Raw genomic sequence first — 18945 nt, forward strand, 5'->3', positions numbered from 1 at the left:
GTCGCACGCGAGGAGGGCCCGGCCGATGCGGCCGGGCCCTCCTGGCGTGCCGGTGGCGCTACGCCACGCCGCGGATCGGCGGGTGGTGGAACGTGTCGCCGAACGCCCGGTCGCTCGCCCCGACGCGGTCGAGGTAGGGCGTGAGCCCGCCCATCTGGAACGGGTAGCCGGCACCGAGGATGAGGCACAGGTCGATGTCCTCCGCCGCGTGCACGACGTCGTCCTCGAGCATGCGGTGCACCTCGTCGGCGAGCCCCGTCTCCACGCGCTCGCGGATCTGCTCGGCCGTCATCGGCTCCGTGCCGCCCTTCACGATCCGCACGGCCTCCTTGTCGAAGCCCGTGGGACGGCCCTTGGCGTCACGCGCGAAGATGCGCCCCAGCTCGGCGAGCCGGTGCAGGTTCGGGCTCTCGAAGAACCGGTCGGGGAACGCGGCGTGATGCGTGTCGAGCACGTGCGCGCCGACCTTGAGGCCCACCAGCTCGAGCAGCTCGAACGGCGTCATCGGCAGGCCGAACGGCGCGAGCGACCGGTCGACGACCTCGAAGGGCGTGCCCGTGTCCACCGCGTGCATGGCCTCGCCGAGGACCTTCGCGAGGATCCGGTTGACCACGAAGCCGGGGGTGTCCCTCGTGATGACGGCGTTCTTCCGGAGATCCTTCGCCACCCGCATCGCGGTCGACAGCGTCTCGTCGGTGGTCTGCGGCGTGCGCACGACCTCGATGAGCGGCATCACGGCGACCGGGTTGAAGAAGTGGAAGCCCACCACGCGCTCCGGGTGCCGCAGCCGCTCGGCGATGCGCTCGACCGAGAGGCTCGACGTGTTCGTGGCGAGGATGGCGGTCTCGGAGACGTGCTGCTCGATCTCGGCGAACACGGCCTGCTTGACGCCCAGCTCCTCGAACACGGCCTCGATGACCCAGTCCGCGTCGGCGAAGTCGGCCTTGTCGGTCGTGCCCGTGACGAGCGCGGTGAGCCGGTTGGCCTCGTCGGGGGAGATGCGCCCCTTCTCGGCGAGCTTCCGGATCTCGCCGTGGATGCCCGCGACCCCTGCGTCGACGCGCGCCTGGTCGAGGTCCGTGATGACCACGGGCACCTGCAGCCGGCGCACGAACAGCAGCGCGAACTGCGACGCCATGAGCCCGGCGCCGACGACGCCGACCTTGGTGACGGGGCGGGCCAGGGACTTGTCCGGTGCTCCCGCCGGTCGCTTCGCGCGCTTCTGCACCAGGTCGAACGCGTAGATGCTGGCGCGGAGCTGGTCGCCCGAGATCAGGTCCGCGAGGGCCTCGTCCTCGGCGGCGAAGCCCTCCTCGCGCGTCGTGTCGCGTGCGGCCTTCAGCAGGTCGAGCGCGCGGTACGGCGAGTGGGCGACCGTGCCGATCCGCTGCTCGAGCGATTTGCGGGCGATGCCGATGGCGATGTCCCACTTGAGCGTGCGCTCGAGGCGCCCCGGGGCGTTCGGGCGCTTCACCTGGATCGCGCCGGAGATGACGCCGTCGGCCCAACGGATCGACTGCTCGAGGAACGAGGCGGAGGGGAAGGACGCGTCGGCGATGCCGAGCTCCATCACGTCCGCGGCCTTCAGCGTGCGGTTGTTCTTGAGCGGGTTCTCGATGATCACCTTGAGCGCGTTCTCGATGCCGATGAGGTTCGGCAGCAGCCACGCGCCGCCCCAACCGGGGATGATGCCGAGGAACACCTCGGGCAGCGCGACGGCGGGCACGGACTCGTCCACCGTGCGGTAGTCGGAGTTCAGGCCGATCTCGAGCCCGCCGCCGAGCGCGAGCCCGTTGACGAACGTGAACGACGGCACGCCGAGACGGTGCAGCCGGCCGAGGGTGTCGTGCCCGAGCTGCGCCATCTGCCTGCCGACCTCGCGGCTGGGGATCTCGCCGACCTTGCTGAGGTCCGCACCCGCCGCGAGGATGAACGGCTTGCCGGTGATCGCGACGCCGCGGATCTCCCCGGCGGCCGCCCGGGCCGCCAGGCCGTCGAGCGCGTCGGCGAGCTCCAGCAGGGTGGCCGGCCCGAGCGTGGACGGGCGCGTGTGGTCGCGCCCGTTGTCGAGCGTGACGAGCGCGAGCACGCCGCCCGAGGGCAGCGGCACGTCGCGGACGAACGAGTGCGTCACGACCTCGTCGGGATCGAGCGCGACGAGCTCCCGGAAGCGGCTGGTGTCGGTCACTTGTTCCTCTTCCTCTTGCCGGTGAAGTGCGGGTTCTCCCAGATGACGCTGCCGCCCTGGCCGAGGCCGACGCACATCGCCGTGAGGCCGTAGCGGACCTCGGGGTGCTGCTCGAACTGGCGCGCGAGCTGGTTCATCAGCCGGACGCCGCTGGACGCGAGCGGGTGGCCGACGGCGATGGCGCCGCCGTACTCGTTGACGCGCGGGTCGTCGTCGTCGATCCCGAAGTGGTCGAGGAGGCTGAGCACCTGGATCGCGAACGCCTCGTTGAGCTCGAAGAGCCCGATGTCGTCGATCGTGAGCCCGGCCTTCCGGAGCGCCTTCTCGGTGCTCGGCACGGGTCCGATGCCCATGATCTCCGGCTCGATGCCCGCGAACGCGAACGACACCAGGGTCATCTTCGGCGCGAGGCCGAGCTCCTTCACGGCGTCGCCGCTCGCGAGGAGGGCGGCCGTGGCGCCGTCGTTGAGGCCCGAGGAGTTGCCGGCCGTGACGCGGCCGTGCGGGCGGAACGGGGTGCGGAGCCCGGCGAGGCCCTCCAGCGTGGTCTCCGGGCGCATGGCCTCGTCGCGCGTCGCGAGGCCCCAGCCCTGGTCGGACCGGGTCGCGACGGGCACGAGGTCCGGTTGGATGTCGCCGTTCGCGTACGCGAGGGCGGTCTTCTGCTGGCTCGCCAGCGAGTAGCGGTCGGCGCGCTCGCGGGTGAGCGCCGGGAACCGGTCGTGGATGCGCTCGGCCGTGTTGCCCATGTTCAGGGCGTCCTGGCTCACGAGGCGCTCGGCCAGGAAGCGGGGGTTCGGGTCCGCGTCGAAGCCCATCGGGTGGCGACCCATGTGCTCGACGCCGCCCGCGATCGCGAGGTCGTAGGCGCCGAACGCGATCCCGCCCGCGGTGGCGGTGACGCTCGTCATGGCGCCCGCGCACATCCGGTCGATGGCGAAGCCCGGCACGGACCGGGGGAGCCCGGCCAGCAGCGCCGCCGTGCGACCGAGCGTGAGGCCCTGGTCGCCCGTCTGCGTCGTGGCCGCGATGGCGACCTCGTCGATGCGGTCCTTCGGCACCTGCGGATTCCGCTCGAGCAACCCGATCATGGCCTTGACCACCAGGTCGTCGGCGCGGGTCCGCCAGTACATGCCCTTCTCACCCGCTCGTCCGAACGGGGTGCGGACCCCGTCCACGAAATGGACTTCGGCTCTCTCGACCACTGACGCCTCCTCGCATCGATTTCCCCCACCCTAGGAAGAAGCCGGACGGGCGCCGAATCCGTTGACTGTTCCTACGAGGCCCCGTCGTCGGTCGCGTCGTCGGCTTGGCCAGCATCCACAAAGGCCGCCGCCACCGGCGCGGCCGTCGCCTCGATCTGCCAGGGCCGGGCGCCCCATGACGCCAGGGCCTCCGCGACCGCATCCGGCGCGAGGTCGGCGGGCGGCGTCCAGGCGACGCGACGCAGCACCTCGGGGGTGAGCAGGTTCTCCTGCGGCACGCCCATCCCGGTCGCGACCTCCTGCACGGCCACGCGGGCGCGCTTGAGGCGGCGATCGGCGGCGGGGTCCTTGTCGGCCCAGGCCTTGGGCGGCGGCATGGTCTCACCCGTGCCGCGGAGCTGCGGGAACTCGGTCGCGGCGAGGCCCCGTTCGACGGCGGCCCACCAGCGGTCGATCTCGCTGCGGCTCGCTCGGCCGGAGAACTCGCGCACGGCGGCCAGGTCCCGCTTGGTCTGCGGCAGGACGCGCGCCACCGCGACGAGGGATCCGTCGGGCACGAGGCGTCCGGGGCTCGTGTCGACCTCGCGCGCGTACGCGTCGCGCGCCTCCCACAGCTCCTTCGCGACCGCGAGGTTGCGCCCACCGCGCACCCCGTGCAGGCCGCTGAGCCGGCGCCACGGCTCGACCCGGGCGGGCTTCGCCTCCTTGGCGATCGTCGCGGCGAACTCCTGCTCGGCGATGCTCGTCTTGCCCTGCTCCTCGAGCCGCCGGGCGATCTCGTCGCGCACGTCGACGAGCAGCTCCACGTCGAGCGCGGCGTAGACGAGCCAGGCGCGGGGGAGCGGGCGGGTCGACCAGTCGGCCGCGGAGTGCTCCTTGGCCAGGTGGATCCCGAGCAGCTCCTCCACGACCGTGCCGAGCCCGACGCGCGGCAGGCCGAGCAGGCGGGAGGCGAGCTCGGTGTCGAAGATCCGCTGCGGGTCGAGCCCGACCTCGCGGAGGCACGCGAGGTCCTGACTGGCGGCGTGCAGGACCCACTCGACGTCGCGGATGACCTCGTCGAGCTCCGAGAAGTCGCCGACCGCGGGCGGGTCGAAGAGGAACGTGCCGGCACCGCGGCGGAACACCTGGATGAGGTAGGCGCGCTGGCTGTAGCGGAAGCCCGAGGCGCGCTCGGCGTCGACGGCGATGGGCCCCGTGCCCGCGGCGATCGCCGCGACGGCGCGCAGGTACTCCTCGCGCGTGTCGATCACGGTGAGGTCGCCCGTGGCCGCGGCCTCGCGGAGGGGCGGGCGGGCGGGCGCGTCGGCGGCGACGCGCGGGACGGCGTCCGCGGGGTCAGCGGGCTCCGATGGCGAGGATGCGGGAGCGGGGTCGGCGGCCCGTGCCGGCTCCGCACGGCGCGTCCGCGTCCGGGTGCGGGCGACGACAGCGTCGGTCGCGGTGGATCCGGGGACGTCGGAGAACAGGGACGTGCCCATGGCCGGTCGGCTCAGACCGGTCGGGGTCGAGGTCGCAGCGGCGTCGCCGCCGGTCGCGTCGGGGTCGGGGGTGTCGGACGGGGCGTTCACGTCCGGGTGCGTCGCGCTGATAGCAGTGTCACTCCTTCGCCCGCGGGAGGGAGCCCTGCGAGCATGCACAGTAGTTCCCCCCAGCCTTCCACATGGGCTGTCACGTCGGCGTCCGCGGGTGTCCACGAGGCGCGCAGCTCGATCTTGGCTCCGCTGCCCTGGCGGGCGAGCTCGCCGTAGCCGGTCGAGATGATCCGCGTGGCGGTCCCCGACGGCGAGGAGTACCGGGCGCCGCGCGAGGCGAGGCCGTCGACGAGCCAGGACCACGCGACGTCGGCGAGGAACGGATCCGTCCCCATGTCGGTCTCCAGCGGCGCCTGCGCGAAGCAGACGACGCGGAAGGCGCCGCCCCATGCCTCCGGCTCCTCCGGGTCGTGCAGCAGGATGAACCGGCCGGTGCCGAGCTCCGAGTCGACGGCGTGGCCCGAGGGCGAGACGTCGGCGGCGAGCGCCACGGCGTAGGGCGCCAGGTTGCTCGAGGGCGAGGGGATCTCCGTCAGCACCAGCTCGGATCGCGTGGTCGCGCGCCGTAGCGCGTCCAGCGCCGCGCGGAACTCGGGCGGATCCTCGGCACTGTCACGGGTGTCTACCACGTGGGCAGACTACGTTCCGGCGCGCCCCGGCCCGGGAGCCACGCCGCGACGGGGACACGCGGCACGACCGCCGATGGCAGCGCGACCAGGGGATCAGCCCCGCGTCACCCTCCAGCGCGCGTAGGTGCGATGGTCGTCGTCGACGAGCAGCTGGTCGATCCGCATCGCCGCGTGGACGCCGGATCCCGATGGCACGAGCGGCGTCAGCGGCGTCACGAGCTCGGGCGACGTGGTCAGGCAGAGCTCGTCGACGCGACCCGCCGCGAGGAGGGACGCGGCGAGCGCGGGCCCGCCCTCGCACACCACGTGGGTCATGCCGCGTCCGCGGAGCGCGTCGACGACGTCGTCGCCCCCCATCCGGCCGTCGGCCGCGGCGCCCAGCGGCACCGACACGATCTCGGCGGGCACGCCGCCCAGCGTCGCGACGGCGCGGTCACGCGCCTCGGGCGGGCAGAGAACGAGGAGGCGGCCGGCTCCGGCATCGGGGTCGAACCGGTGCCCCTCCAGGTCGCCCGAGGAGGTCGCGACGGCCAGGGGGGTCCGGCGGGGGAGGACGTAGCGCTCGGCGCGCACCGTGCCCGCGCCCACGAGGACGACGTCGGCGAGCTCGCGGATGACCCCGAGGATCCGCCGGTCGACCACGCTCGAGAGGCTGTCGGATGTGCCGTCCGCGCCGACGACACTGCCGTCGACGGACGCCACGAAGTTGAGGCGCACGTGGTCGGCGGATCCCGGGCGGTAGAGGTCCTCGAGCCACTCCCTGGTGCCGTCCTCGTCCAGCCCGCGCGCGTGCGCCGCGTCGCCCGGCCCCGGGACGGGCAGGACGCGGGTGATCCTCACCCGGCGAGCCGCTCGCGCACCTGGCGCTTGACCCGCCCCAGCATCGCGGTCATGCCGCGCATGCGCAGCGGCGACACGGCCGCGTCGAGTCCGATGGTCGACGGGTAGTCGTCGGGCACCGCGAGCACCTCGTCGGCCGGGAGCCCGTCGAGCCCCTGGGCGAGGATCGACGCGAACCCGCGGCTCGTCGGCGCCTCGGCCGGCGCCTGGGCGTGCACGTGCACGTCGCCGTCGACGACCTCCACGAACATGAACACCGGCGACTGGCACTCCTCGACGCGCTCGAGCAGGTCGGGGTGCTCGGCGTACCGCGCGGGCAGCTCGGGCAGCTCGTTGCTGAAGTCGAGGAGGAGCAGCAGACGGTCGCGCTGCTCGAGGGCGAGGAAGTCGTCGCGGATCTCGGCGAGCGCCGCAGGCAGCTCGGGGGATGCGGTCATCGGGCGGGCAGCTCCCCGGGCTCGGCGCCCTGGACGATGGGGACGCGGACGGCGGAGCCCCACTCGGTCCACGAGCCGTCGTAGTTGCGGACCCCCTCGAAGCCGAGCAGGTGCGTCAGCACGAACCACGTGTGGCTCGAGCGCTCCCCGATGCGGCAGAGGACCACCACGTCGTCGCCGTCGGCGAGACCCGCGCCGTCGCGGTACACCGCGTCGAGCTCCGCGCGCGTCTTGAACGACCCGTCCTCGGCCGCGGCCTTGGCCCACGGCACGTTCTGCGACGTGGGGATGTGGCCGGCGCGGAGCGCGCCCTCCTCGGGGTAGGCGGGCGCGGTGGTGCGCTGGCCCGTGTACTCCTCGGGGCTGCGGACGTCGATGAGGGGGTTGCCGAGGTGCGCGAGCACGTCGTCCTTGAACGCGCGGATCTCCTCGTCGCGACGCTCGACGACGGGGTACTCGACCGGGGCGACCTCGGGGCGGTCGGTCGTGGTGGGGCGCCCCTCGGCGATCCACTTGTCGCGGCCCCCGTCCAGCAGGCGCACGTCCTCGTGGCCGAACAGCGTGAAGACCCAGAGGGCGTACGCGGCCCACCAGTTGCTCTTGTCGCCGTAGATGACGACCGTGCTGTCGCGCGCGATGCCGCGCTCCGACATGAGCTGCGCGAACCGCTCGCCGTCGACGTAGTCGCGCTGCACGGGGTCGTTGAGGTCGGTGTGCCAGTCGAGCTTCACGGCGCCGGGGATGTGGCCGGTCTCGTAGAGCAGCACGTCCTCGTCGGACTCGACGACCACGAGACCCGGCGTCAGCGCGCCGTCGGCGAGGCGCTCCTGGAGCCAGTCGCCGCTCACGAGCCGCTCCGGGTGGGCGTACTCGGCGAACCTGGGGGTGGTGTCCGGCTCGACGGCCATGGGGCTCTCCTGATCTCGCGGCCGGTGGGGCCGCGCTGGTGGGACGCGGATTAGTCTGGTGGGTGTCCCGCGGGCGCATCGCGCGCCGCGTCGACCACCATCCACGGTAACGGTTCGCCCTGCGCGGGACTTCCCGAGACCGCCACATGACAGCCGGAGACCCACCTGTGACGAACGCCGACATCGGATCCCGCAGCCACGACGCGCAGGGGACCGGGCCCGGCGCCCTCGTCGGCCGCTCGCCGAGCATCACGGGAGCCGAGATCGCCGCGCACCTCGTGCCCCCGCGCCAGTTCGACGAGGCCAGGTTCGACACCTACCGGCCCGACCCCGAGTACGACACGCAGGCGCAGGCCGTCGAGGTGCTGCGGGCGTTCTCCGGCGACCGCGCCGGATCCCGCGGCGGACTCTTCTCGCGGAGGAAGGCGCCCGCCCTCAAGCCCGGCGTCTACCTCGACGGCGGGTTCGGCGTCGGCAAGACGCACCTCCTCGCGTCGCTCTGGCACGCCATGCCGGGACCGAAGTACTTCGGCACGTTCATCGAGTACACGGCGCTCGTCGGGGCCCTCGGCTACCAGGGCGCCGTCGGGATCCTCCGCGGCGCGACGCTCGTGGCCATCGACGAGTTCGAGCTGGACGACCCGGGCGACACCATGATGATGACGCGCCTGCTGTCCGACCTGGTGGCCGACGGCACCCGCATCGCCGCGACGAGCAACACGCCGCCGAACGCGCTGGGGGAGGGACGCTTCGCCGCGGCCGACTTCCTGCGCGAGATCCAGGCCATGAGCGACCGGTTCGACACGATCCGCATCGACGGGCTCGACTACCGGCGCCGGGCGTTCGAGGGCCACGCCGTCACGGTGGAGGCCGAGGACCTCGACGCGCGCGCGGCTGCCGCCCAGGCCGGCGGCCGCGCCGTGACCGTCGACGGGTTCCCGGAGCTCGTCGCGCACCTCTCGCGGCTGCACCCCTCCAAGTACGTGAAGGTCATCGAGGGCGTGGACGCCATCGCCCTCCGCGACGTCACCCAGCTGCAGGGCCAGACCGACGCGCTCCGGTTCGTCGCCTTCGTCGACCGGGTCTACGACGCGCAGATCCCGCTGCTCGCGACCGGCACGCCCTTCGACGAGGCGTTCTCGGCCGAGATGCTCGCGGGCGGCTACCGCAAGAAGTACCTGCGCGCGATCTCGCGGCTCATCTCGCTCACCGCGGCCGGACGCGACCTCTAGCCCACCGCGCTCCGTCGTCCCTGGATCGGGGGCCGTCGCGGGCATCCCCGCCGCACCCGGAAACACGATGTTCACGTGCGCGTCGGTCGTGTAACGCGCCGGAAACACGTCCGGCGAGCCCGCGAAACCTCGCCCCCCGACACTGGACGCGTACCCGGCACCCGGCTCGCGCCGACGCTCCCGACCACACGGGCGGCCGCTCGCCACCGTCCGGTGCGACCCCCTGCACGATCTACGAGAGGTGAAACACCATGGATCAAGGCAACACCGCCTTCCTCCTGATCGCCGCGGCGCTGGTCCTCCTGATGACGCCGGGTCTGGCGTTCTTCTACGGCGGGCTCGTCAAGGCCAAGAGCGTCATCAGCATGATGATGATGAGCTTCGGGGCCATGGGCCTCATCGGGCTCCTCTGGGTCCTGTACGGCTACGCCATCGCGTTCGGCAACGGGCCAGACGGCGCAGCGGGCAACCCGCGCTTCGTCGGCATCGACGGCGTCCTCGGCATCGACCTCGGCCAGCTCGGCCTCGGCGACGCCTACACCGCGGCCCTCGGCGACCAGACGTCGTCGTACCCGACCCTCGCCTTCGCCGCCTTCCAGGCCACGTTCGCGATCATCACGGTGGCCCTCATCTCCGGTGCCATCGCGGACCGCGCCAAGTTCGGCGCGTGGATGGTCTTCGCGGGCGTGTGGGCCACGGTCGTCTACTTCCCGGTCGCCAGCTGGGTCTTCAACTTCACGGTCGCCGACGGATCCACCGTCGACGGCGGGTGGATCGCCTACAACGTCGGCGCCATCGACTTCGCAGGCGGCACGGCGGTCCACATCAACGCGGGTGCCGCGGCGCTCGCCCTCTCGCTGGTCCTCGGCAAGCGCGTCGGCTTCGCCAAGGGCATGCACGTGCCGCACAACCCGCCGTTCGTGCTCCTCGGCGCCGGCCTCCTCTGGTTCGGATGGTTCGGCTTCAACGCCGGCTCCGAGCTCGCGGCCGACGGCATCGCGGCCATCGCGTTCCTCAACACCATCGCCGCCCCCGCCGCCGCGATCCTCGGCTGGCTCGTGGTCGAGAAGATCCGCGACGGCAAGCCGACCTCGGTGGGCGCCGCGTCCGGCGCGGTCGCGGGCCTCGTCGCCATCACCCCGGCGTGCGCCGCGCTCTCGCCGACCTGGGCGATCGTCCTCGGCCTGGTCGCGGGCGCCGTCTGCGCCGTCGCGATCGAGCTGAAGTTCAAGCTCGGCTTCGACGACTCGCTCGACGTGGTGGGCATCCACCTCATCGGCGGCCTCATCGGCACGCTGTACATCGGCATCTTCGCGACCAAGGTCGGCCTCATCTACTCGGGCTCCCTCGACCAGCTCGGCAAGCAGGCGCTGGCCGCCTTCGCGGTGCTGATCTACTCGTTCGTGCTCTCGTACGTCATCGGCACGATCATCCAGAAGACCATGGGCTTCCGGGTGAAGAACGAGGACGAGATCGCCGGGATCGACACCATCGTCCACGGCGAGGAGGGCTACGTGCTGGAGACCTCCGGCCGCTGACCCGCTCCGCAGATCGACCATGACGGGCGCCGCACCTCGCGAGAGGGCGGCGCCCGTCCGTCGTGCCGCCGCCGCTCCGCAGCCCGGGCATCCGGCGACACGACCTGTTCGCCCTGCGCGGAGCGGGCGCCCGAGCCGGTGGGTGGGGCGCGGCCCGGGCGTACGGTGGTCGGAGGCGGTGAGGCGCGGACGACCATGCCTCCCGCCCCGACGTGACCATCGAGACGAAGAAGACGAGAGCACATGGCATCCCCCCTCATCACCCTGAACAACGGCGTCACCATCCCGCAGCTGGGCTTCGGCGTCTTCCAGACCCCGCCGGCCGAGACGCAGCAGGCCGTGGAGCGCGCATTCGAGGCGGGTTACCGCCACATCGACACCGCCGCCGGCTACTACAACGAGGAGGGCGTGGGCGCCGCCATCGCGGCGACGGGCATCCCGCGCGAGGAGCTCTTCATCACCACCAAGCTCCGCAACGGCGACCAGGGCGCGGACAGCGCCCGCAGCGCGTTCGAGGACAGCCGCCGCAAGCTCGGCGTCGACGCGGTGGACCTGTACCTCATCCACTGGCCCTACCCGAAGCACGGGCTCTACGTCGAGACGTGGAAGACGTTCGAGGCGCTGCACGCCGAGGGCCTCATCCGTGCCATCGGCGTGTCCAACTTCCTCCCGGAGCACCTGGAGAAGCTGGCCGCCGAGTCCGACGTCGTGCCCGCGGTCAACCAGATCGAGGTGCACCCGACGTTCCAGCAGCACGACCTCTCGACCTTCTCGGTCGAGCGCGGCATCGAGGTCGAGGCGTACAGCCCGCTCGGCCAGGGCGCCGACCTCGAGTCCGAGATCGTCACGCGCCTCGCGAAGGAGCACGACGCCACCCCCGCGCAGATCGTGCTCGCCTGGCACCTCGCACAGGGCCGCATCGTGATCCCCAAGTCGGTCACGCCCGAGCGCATCGTCGCCAACTTCCGGGCCATCGAGGTCGAGCTCTCGGTCGAGGAGCTCGCCCAGATCGACACCCTCGAGACCGGCACGCGCCTCGGCGCCGACCCGGCGACGGCGGACTTCACGCAGTTCCCGTCCTGATCGGACCGCCGGCACGCCGGCCGCACGACGCCCGTCCGGCCCTCCGCCTGGCGGGCGTCGTCGTGTCGGCGCCCCCGTCCGACGCGACGCTCGTGCGTGGAGTCCCGAGGGGCTAGCGTGAGCGACACGACGCTCCCTCAGGCCGGGGGCAAGAGCCTCGGACCGGGTGGGGCGCGGACCACCGTCAGGAGCATCGTGACCGATCACGCCGTCCCGCACGCTCGCCTCGCCGACGCGATCAGCGCCGTGTCCGAGCGCATCGACGCGTCCGTCGACGCCAGCTGGGACGGCCTCACGGGTGTGCAGATCCTCATCCTCCGACGGCTCTCCGGCGCCGAGCGGATGGACCGGGCGTCCCTCGCCCTCGACACGCGGACGGCCCGCGCCGCCACCGTGCCGAGCCTCGCGTCGCTCATCCAGTAGGGGTTCGTGCTCGAGTCCGAGGACCCGGTGGGGTCGTACCTGCACCTCTCCGACGGCGGTCGGGCGCTCCTGATGGACGTCCGCGCCGCCCGCGCCGAGTGGGTCGAGCGCGCGGCGCTCCAGGCGAGGCCGCCCGTGCGCGGCGACGACCTCCTGCGGGCCGCCGCGCTGCTGGAGCACCTCGGCACCACGGAGCGCATCTGAGCGGCCACGCCGCGACCGACGGCGGGCGCGGCGACGACCTGGTCTCCCGGCTGCGGGCGGCCGGGTGCGTGTTCGCGGAGGAGGAGGCCGCCCTGCTCGTCGCCGAGTCGGAGGACCGGCATCCTGATGCCGACCCGGGCGACGGGGGAGCTGCCCGCGCGACCGCGCTCGCGCGGATGACCGCGGCCCGCGTGGCGGGGGAGCCCCTCGAGACCGTCCTCGGCTGGGCGGCGTTCGCCGGGCGCCGGATCATCGTGCGTCCCGGCGTCTTCGTGCCGCGCCGGCGCACCGAGCGCCTGGCCCGGGCCGCCGTCGCCGCGGCGCGGGCGGCCGACGGATCGGTCGTCGTCGACCTGTGCTGCGGATCGGGCGCCATCGCGGCCGTGGTCGCGGACGACGTGCCGGGCGCGGTCGTGCACGCGGCAGACGTGGACCCGGTCGCGGTCGCCTGCGCAGCGGAGAACCTCGTGCCGCGCGGCGCCGACGTGCACCGTGGCGACCTGCTCGACGCCCTGCCCGACGGCCTCCAGGGGCGGATCCGCGTCCTCGTGGCCAACGTCCCCTACGTGCCGCACGCCGCGCTCGACCTCATGCCGCCCGAAGCGCGCCTGCACGAGCCGGAGGCCACGCGCGACGGCGGCTCCGACGGGCTCGACGTGCTCCGGCGGGTGGCGCGCGGGAGCGTGTCGTGGCTCGCGCCCGGCGGGCTGCTCCTCGTCGAGGTCGCGGATGCGCAGCTCGACGCCGCTCTCGACGCCGTCGCGGCTGCCGGCCTGGACGCGCAGCTCGCACCGAGCGACGCGAGCGCCGACGAGGACGACGGCACCCGGGTCGTCACGGGCAGCCGCCCGCGCTGACCGTCGTCGCGCGCCACGGCGAGGCGGGGACGGGATCCGCGCGCTGCCGCGGATCTCGTAGCCTCCTGTCCACAAACCCCTCGGCGGGCTGCCGGTCCTCCCTAGGGTCGCCGTGTCCCATCCACCCTACGAGAGGCACCAGTGACCTTCACCCCACCCCGTCCCGAGGCGTCCGTCCGCACGACGCCGTCCCTCCCGAACCGCGACGCCCGCCGTCGCCCCCGTCGCGGCCTCGCCGCCCTCGCGTCGGCCGCCGCCGTCCTCACCGCTGTCGCCGTCGGCGTCCCCGTGGGCTCCGCGTCCGCCGCCGCACCGAGCACCCCCGTCTCCGGCATGGCGGTCCCCGCCCTCAAGGACGTCCTCGGTGCCGCCGGCATCGAGCACGTCGGCGTGGCGATGGGCAGCGGCGAGGTGCAGGGCGCCTCCGCCGACCTCATCGCCCGTCACTTCAACGCCATGACGCCGGAGAACGAGGGCAAGGCGGATGCGATCCAGCCCGTCGAGGGTCGGTTCGACTTCTCCGGCATCGACAAGCTGCTCGACTTCGCCGACGCGCACGGCATGAAGATGTACTTCCACGTGGACTTCTGGCCACCGCAGACGCCCGGCTGGTTCTTCCTCGACCACGGTCGTCCGCTCACGAACAGCCCCGCCGACCAGGCGCTGCTCCGGGCGCGCATGGAGGCCCACGTCAAGGCGATCTCCGACCACATCGCGGCGAAGTACCCCAAGGGGAACAGCCCCATCTGGGCCATGGACGTCGTCAACGAGGTCATCGACGACGGCCCCAACGGCAACCCGCACGACATGAAGAACACGCCCTTCTTCCGGGTGCTCGGCGAGGGCTTCGTCGACGAGGGCTTCCAGCTCGCGAAGAAGTACTTCCCGGGCGTCAAGCTCTTCATCAACGAGTACAACACCGACTCGCCGAGCAAGCGCGCCGACTACCTCGGTCTCGTCTCCGACCTCCTGAAGCGCAACATCCCGGTCATGGGCGTGTCGCAGCAGAGCCACATCGGGCTCCGGAGCAACATCGAGGAGCTGAGGAACACGATCCACGCGGTGAAGGCCCTCGACCCGCACCTCCTCCAGGCCATCTCCGAGCTGGACGTCAGCGCGTCGCAGGCGGCCGCGACGGGCAACAGCCAGAATCGCGCCCACACGGCGCCGATCTACTCGAACCCCGACGACACCGCCGCGGCCGTGGGCTGGGTCTACAAGGACCTGTTCTCGATGATCCGGCAGGAGGCCGGCAACCTCGAGTCGGTCACCTTCTGGGGCTCCGACAACTCGCGGACCTGGCTGCACAGCCCGTCGATCGACCAGCCGTGGGACCAGCCGCTCCCGTTCGGGATCCATCAGGAGGCCATGCCCGCGTACTGGGGCATCGTGGACGCGTCGAAGCTCCCGCCGCGTCCGCCGCTACCGAAGGGCTGATCACCGCACGCTGCACGACCGCGGCCCCCGTCCTCACCGAGGACGGGGGCCGCGTCGCGTTCGTTGCCTAACACAACAAAGGTTTTCGAATACCTTGCTCCCCGCAGGTGCGGGTGCCTACGGTGCGAGCATCCGACAGCGAAGTCGGACCACATGAGAGGTGTTCGACGATGAGCATTCCCCGCACCAGCACGTCCGCGCCCGCGGACGTCAGCCCTCCGAGCCCGGACCGCAGCAGGTCCACCGGCAGCCGACCCGTCGGCACCCATCCCGCCCGCCGGCGGGGCATCTCCGTCCTCACGGCGCTGGGCCTCGTCGTGGGCGCGGGCGCCCTCGGCGCACCGCCAGCGCAGGCGGCCGACGCCGTCGCCCCCGCCAGGGTGGGGTCCGACTTCGAGTCCGGCACCGGCGACTGGGCCCCGCGCGGCGACGGCGTGGCGATCGCGCCCAGCACGACCGCGCGCACCGGATCCGGCAGCCTGCTCGTCACCGACCGCACGCAGGAGTGGCACGGCGCCGCCCTCGACGTCACGTCGTCGCTCGCCGTCGGCCAGGAGGTCGAGGTGACCGTCTGGGCACGCCTGACACCGGGGGAGGCGCCCGCGTCGCTCAAGCTCTCCGTGCAGCGCGACACCGACGGCGGCAGCGGCTACGACGGGGTGGCGGGCGCCGCCGCGCGCGTCACCGCCGACGCCTGGACCGAGCTGACGGGCACGTACACGCTCGGCGGCCCGGTCGACACGGCCCAGGTCTACGTGGAGGGGACGGTCGGCGCCGACTTCCTCCTCGACGACTTCCAGCTCGGCGACGCCGTCGGCACCCCGGTGCAGACCGACATCCCGGCGCTCAAGGACGTCCTCGGCGCCCGCGGCATCGAGCACGTGGGCGTCGCCGTCGACGGGCGCGAGACCGTCGGCGCCGGAGCGGACCTCGTGGGCCGGCAGTTCAACGCGCTCACGCCGGAGAACGCCGGGAAGCCCGAGAGCGTCCAGCCGGAGGAGGGCCGCTTCACGTTCGCGCAGATCGACCAGCTGCTCGACCACGCCGACCGCACCGGCACGAAGGTCTACTACCACGTGCTGTTCTGGCACTCGCAGACGCCGGCGTGGTTCTTCCTCGACGGCGACCGCCCCCTCACCGACAGCCCCGCCGACCAGGCGATCCTGAAGGCGCGCATGGAGGCGCACGTCACGGGCATCGCCGATCACATCGCCGCGCGCTACCCCGACGGCGGGAGCCCCATCTGGGCGATGGACGTCGTCAACGAGGTCATCGACGACGGCCCGAACGCCAACGCGCACGACATGCGCGACAGCCGCTGGTACCAGGTGCTGGGGGAGGGGTTCGTCGACGAGGGCTTCCGTCTGGCGCGCGCGCACTTCCCGGGCGTGAAGCTGTTCATCAACGACTACAACACCGAGGTGCCGACCAAGCGCGCCGACTACCTCGAGCTGATCTCCGCGCTCGTGGCCCGCGGCGTGCCGGTCGACGGGGTGGGCCACCAGGCGCACGTGGACTTCGCGCGGCCCGTCTCGTGGCTGCGCGACTCGATCCGCGCGGTGGAGCGCGTCGACCCGCGCCTGCTGCAGGCCATCACCGAGCTCGACGTCAACGCGTCGAACCAGAACGAGGGCGCCGACGTGAGCGGCGCGCCGCAGGATCCGTACACGCCGGTCTACGCGGACGACGCGCAGGCGGCGGCCGAGGTCGGCTACTACTACCGCGACCTCTTCCAGATGATCCGCCAGCAGGCCGCGTCGATCGACTCGGTCACCTTCTGGGGCGTGGGCAACGCGCGCAGCTGGCTGCGCACGTGGCCGATCGCGCGTCCGTGGGAGCAGCCGCTGCCGTTCGACAACGACCTGCAGGCCGCGCCCGCGTACTGGGGCATCGTGGATCCGAAGCAGCTGCCCGCGCGTCCGGCCGACCTGTCGGCGCCGCGCATCGAGGACGTCGAGGACATCACGGCCGTGGCGACGAAGACCGCGGGCGTGCGCGTGCCGTACGCGCTGCCGTCGGCGATCGACACGCGCGACGGGAACGTGCGGGTCGTGTGCGCGCCCCCGCGGAGCGCCATCCTCCCCGTCGGCACCACGACGGTCACCTGCACCGCGAAGGACCGCGCGGGCAACGTGCGGACGAGCGAGTTCGACGTGATCGTGACGCGCGCCGGCTCGTGACGTCCTGACGCACGTCAGGACGCGGCCCCCGGCGCCTCGCGAGCCGGGGGCCGCGTCGCGCGCCGGGATAGTGTCGGACGATCGCGCGACGCGCCGGATCCCGTCCGGACCGCCCGCCGCCGCGCGGAGGGGAGAGCACATGTCCACGCAGAACCGCCTCGTCGCCGTCACCGGCGTCACGGGGGCCGTCGGGGGAGCGGTGGCCCGCCGCCTCGCCGACGCGGGGCTCCCGCAGAGGCTGCTCGCGCGCACGCCGTCGCGCGCTCCCGAGCTACCCGGCGCCACCGTGCACCAGGTGTCCTACGGAGACCGCGCGGCCTCCGTCGCGGCGCTCACCGGCGTGTCGACGCTGCTCATGGTGTCCGCCGCCGAGGACGAGCACCGGCGGGCGCAGCACATCGCCTTCGTCGACGCGGCGGCGGAGGCCGGGGTCCGTCACGTGGTCTACACGTCCTTCCAGGGTGCCGCCCCCGACGCGACGTTCACGCTGGCGCGCGACCACCACGCGACCGAGGAGCGGATCCGGGGGTCCGGCATGGCCTGGACCTTCCTGCGCGACGCCTTCTACATCGACTTCGTGAGCCAGCTCGTCGGCGAGGACGGCGTTATCCGCGGTCCCGCCGGCGACGGACGCGTGGCAGCGGTCACGCGCGCCGACGTCGCCGAGGTGGCGGCGACGGCCCTGCGGGATCCGGAGGCCCACGCCGGCGCCGCCTACGAGCTCACCGGGCCGGAGGCGCTGACGATGGGGGAGATCGCCGCCACGGTCGCCGCCGCCCAGGGTCGCCCCGTCACGTACCGGGACGAGACCCTCGAGGAGGCGCGCGCGTCGCGTGCCGTGTGGCAGGCGCCGGAGTGGCAGCTGGATGCGTGGATCAGCACGTACACCGCCATGGCCGCCGGCGAGATGGAGCACGTGAGCGGCGACGTCGAGCGCGTGCTCGGCCGCCGGCCCACGAGCCTGGCGGAGTTCCTGGCGGCGGAGGGGCGGGGCGAGAGCGGGTCCGGTGTCAGCTGGAGCGCCCGGACCGCCAGTACCCGGTGAACGCGATCCGGTCCTTCGGGATGCCGGCAGAGACCCAGTGGCGTCGTGCGTCACGCGCGAGTGACTGCTCGCCGGCGACCCAGGCCGCGTGGTCGCCATCGACGGGGAGCAGCGCGGTCGCGTCGAGCGCCGCGGCGCCGGGCGGACGATCGGGGCCGCGAGCGATCCAGCGCACGTCGATCCCGTGGGGCGCATCGATCGGCCGGACATCGGCCTCCGTGGGGATCTCGAGGATGGCGGTCCCGCGAGTGGTGCGCGGCAAGGACGCCAGGATGCCCGCGGCCGCCGGCAGGGCGCTCTCGTCCGCCACCACCACGATCGGCCGGCCGAGCACGTTCCGGTCGAACCCGATCCCCTCGTCGATCATCCCCGCGAGGTCACCCGGCTGGGCACCCACCGCCCAGGCCGCCGCCGTCGGCTCGGATGCGAGGTGGCCGCCACCCGCGTCGTGGAGGACGAAGTCGACATCGAGCTCGTCGCCGTCGGGCAGCCGTCGGAACGCCCGCACGGTGTAGCTCCGGAACATCGGACGCGCGGACTTCGCCGCGGTCAGGTACGTCACGAAGCTCACGGCGTCGAGCTTCCGCGGAGCCCGCGTCAGGTCGCCCCCGTCGAGCGGCAGGAAGAGACGGAACCACTGGTCGTAGCCCATGGGCCGGAACCCGGCGAGGTCATCACCCGTGAACACGACTCGGACGAAGGACGGGGACACCCGTTCGGTACGCACCACTCGGAGCATGAGGAGCTCCGCGCGCTCCGGCTTCGTCCGTGTCGCCCGCATGTTGGTCCGCTGCATGAAGGTAAGCCTAACCTAACCGCCGCCGCCTCGTGCGTGCAGCCGCCTCGGCTCGACATCCGACATCGGGGGGAGCCGACGCGAGCCTGGGGTCCGACATCGAGCCCTGCCGAGCAGACGCCGCTCGGCCCGTACGGCGTCGCCGGAGACAACGCAGGTGACATGGTGGCCTCGAGCATGCCGGCCCGTGCATCGCGCCGGGACGGGACTCCGGGCCGCGGATCCCGTCGGCGCGCCCTCGGGGGACGCCGCAGGCGCAAGCGGGGTGGCCTGACACGTTACGTGACATAATGTGCATTATCGGTGATGGATTCTGCGCGCGGTCCACGGCGAGACGCCGCCGGCCATCATGTCCGGTCCGATGCCTCGCGCATCGCTGGGATCACCACGGCCGCGATGTGCGCCAGG

Annotated in this window: 17 protein-coding genes; 9 read left to right on the top strand and 8 right to left on the bottom strand. The window is 72.9% G+C overall.

Going from position 1 to position 18945, the window contains the following annotated elements; translation table 11 throughout:
- Positions 1-58 precede the first annotated feature (58 nt).
- The 7 genes from ITJ40_RS08475 to ITJ40_RS08505 form a co-directional block, all read right to left on the bottom strand.
- On the bottom strand, positions 59-2188 hold the full coding sequence (locus tag ITJ40_RS08475; protein ID WP_194666608.1) for a 3-hydroxyacyl-CoA dehydrogenase NAD-binding domain-containing protein: 2130 nt from the start codon (positions 2186-2188) through the stop codon (positions 59-61).
- The gene (locus ITJ40_RS08480) at positions 2185-3393 is read right to left on the bottom strand and encodes a thiolase family protein (RefSeq protein WP_194666609.1); all 1209 of its coding nucleotides are present in this window, start codon (positions 3391-3393) and stop codon (positions 2185-2187) included. Before ITJ40_RS08480 ends, ITJ40_RS08475 begins: the two co-directional genes overlap by 4 nt.
- Positions 3394-3464: 71 nt before the next feature.
- Positions 3465-4964, bottom strand: a complete 1500-nt coding sequence (locus ITJ40_RS08485) for an HRDC domain-containing protein (RefSeq protein WP_194666610.1) — start codon at positions 4962-4964, stop codon at positions 3465-3467.
- Entirely contained in the window at positions 4961-5557 is a 597-nt protein-coding gene (locus tag ITJ40_RS08490) for a DUF3000 domain-containing protein (RefSeq protein WP_194666611.1), read from the bottom strand. The genes ITJ40_RS08485 and ITJ40_RS08490 overlap by 4 nt, the downstream gene beginning before the upstream one ends.
- A gap of 93 nt (positions 5558-5650) precedes the next feature.
- Complete coding sequence (locus ITJ40_RS08495) at positions 5651-6397, bottom strand: dihydrofolate reductase family protein (protein ID WP_194666612.1); 747 nt, start codon at positions 6395-6397, stop codon at positions 5651-5653.
- On the bottom strand, positions 6394-6834 hold the full coding sequence (locus ITJ40_RS08500; protein ID WP_194666613.1) for a SufE family protein: 441 nt from the start codon (positions 6832-6834) through the stop codon (positions 6394-6396). Before ITJ40_RS08500 ends, ITJ40_RS08495 begins: the two co-directional genes overlap by 4 nt.
- Positions 6831-7742 (bottom strand): sulfurtransferase, encoded by a 912-nt coding sequence (locus ITJ40_RS08505; RefSeq protein WP_194666614.1) that lies wholly within the window; start codon positions 7740-7742, stop codon positions 6831-6833. The genes ITJ40_RS08500 and ITJ40_RS08505 overlap by 4 nt, the downstream gene beginning before the upstream one ends.
- A gap of 167 nt (positions 7743-7909) precedes the next feature.
- Here ITJ40_RS08505 and zapE point away from each other — a divergent pair, with 167 nt between their 5' ends.
- From zapE to ITJ40_RS08545, 9 genes are all read left to right on the top strand, one after another.
- Positions 7910-8974, top strand: coding sequence for a cell division protein ZapE (gene zapE / locus ITJ40_RS08510; RefSeq protein ID WP_194666615.1), 1065 nt, complete (start codon positions 7910-7912; stop codon positions 8972-8974).
- 251 nt (positions 8975-9225) lie between these two features.
- Complete coding sequence (locus ITJ40_RS08515; RefSeq protein WP_194666616.1) at positions 9226-10512, top strand: ammonium transporter; 1287 nt, start codon at positions 9226-9228, stop codon at positions 10510-10512.
- 243 nt (positions 10513-10755) lie between these two features.
- Positions 10756-11595 carry an aldo/keto reductase gene (locus ITJ40_RS08520; RefSeq protein ID WP_194666617.1) on the top strand — a complete coding sequence of 280 codons (840 nt, stop codon included), beginning with the start codon at positions 10756-10758 and terminating at the stop codon, positions 11593-11595.
- Positions 11596-11790: 195 nt separating this feature from the next.
- Positions 11791-12018, top strand: a complete 228-nt coding sequence (locus ITJ40_RS17040) for a hypothetical protein (protein WP_228511881.1) — start codon at positions 11791-11793, stop codon at positions 12016-12018.
- A 6-nt stretch (positions 12019-12024) separates the two neighbouring features.
- Entirely contained in the window at positions 12025-12222 is a 198-nt protein-coding gene (locus ITJ40_RS17045) for a hypothetical protein (protein ID WP_228511883.1), read from the top strand.
- On the top strand, positions 12219-13079 hold the full coding sequence (locus ITJ40_RS08530; protein ID WP_194666982.1) for a putative protein N(5)-glutamine methyltransferase: 861 nt from the start codon (positions 12219-12221) through the stop codon (positions 13077-13079). The genes ITJ40_RS17045 and ITJ40_RS08530 overlap by 4 nt, the downstream gene beginning before the upstream one ends.
- A gap of 141 nt (positions 13080-13220) precedes the next feature.
- Positions 13221-14516 (top strand): endo-1,4-beta-xylanase, encoded by a 1296-nt coding sequence (locus tag ITJ40_RS08535; protein ID WP_194666618.1) that lies wholly within the window; start codon positions 13221-13223, stop codon positions 14514-14516.
- Positions 14517-14686: 170 nt separating this feature from the next.
- Complete coding sequence (locus ITJ40_RS08540) at positions 14687-16696, top strand: endo-1,4-beta-xylanase (protein WP_194666619.1); 2010 nt, start codon at positions 14687-14689, stop codon at positions 16694-16696.
- A 139-nt stretch (positions 16697-16835) separates the two neighbouring features.
- Positions 16836-17741, top strand: a complete 906-nt coding sequence (locus ITJ40_RS08545; RefSeq protein WP_194666620.1) for an SDR family oxidoreductase — start codon at positions 16836-16838, stop codon at positions 17739-17741.
- Here ITJ40_RS08545 and ITJ40_RS08550 read toward each other — a convergent pair.
- A complete protein-coding gene (locus tag ITJ40_RS08550; RefSeq protein WP_194666621.1) occupies positions 17707-18537 on the bottom strand; it encodes a siderophore-interacting protein in 831 nt (276 codons plus the stop codon). The genes ITJ40_RS08545 and ITJ40_RS08550 overlap by 35 nt on opposite strands.
- Positions 18538-18945: the final 408 nt, after the last annotated feature.

This window comes from Clavibacter sp. VKM Ac-2872, from assembly GCF_015351105.1.
Taxonomy (GTDB): domain Bacteria; phylum Actinomycetota; class Actinomycetes; order Actinomycetales; family Microbacteriaceae; genus Clavibacter.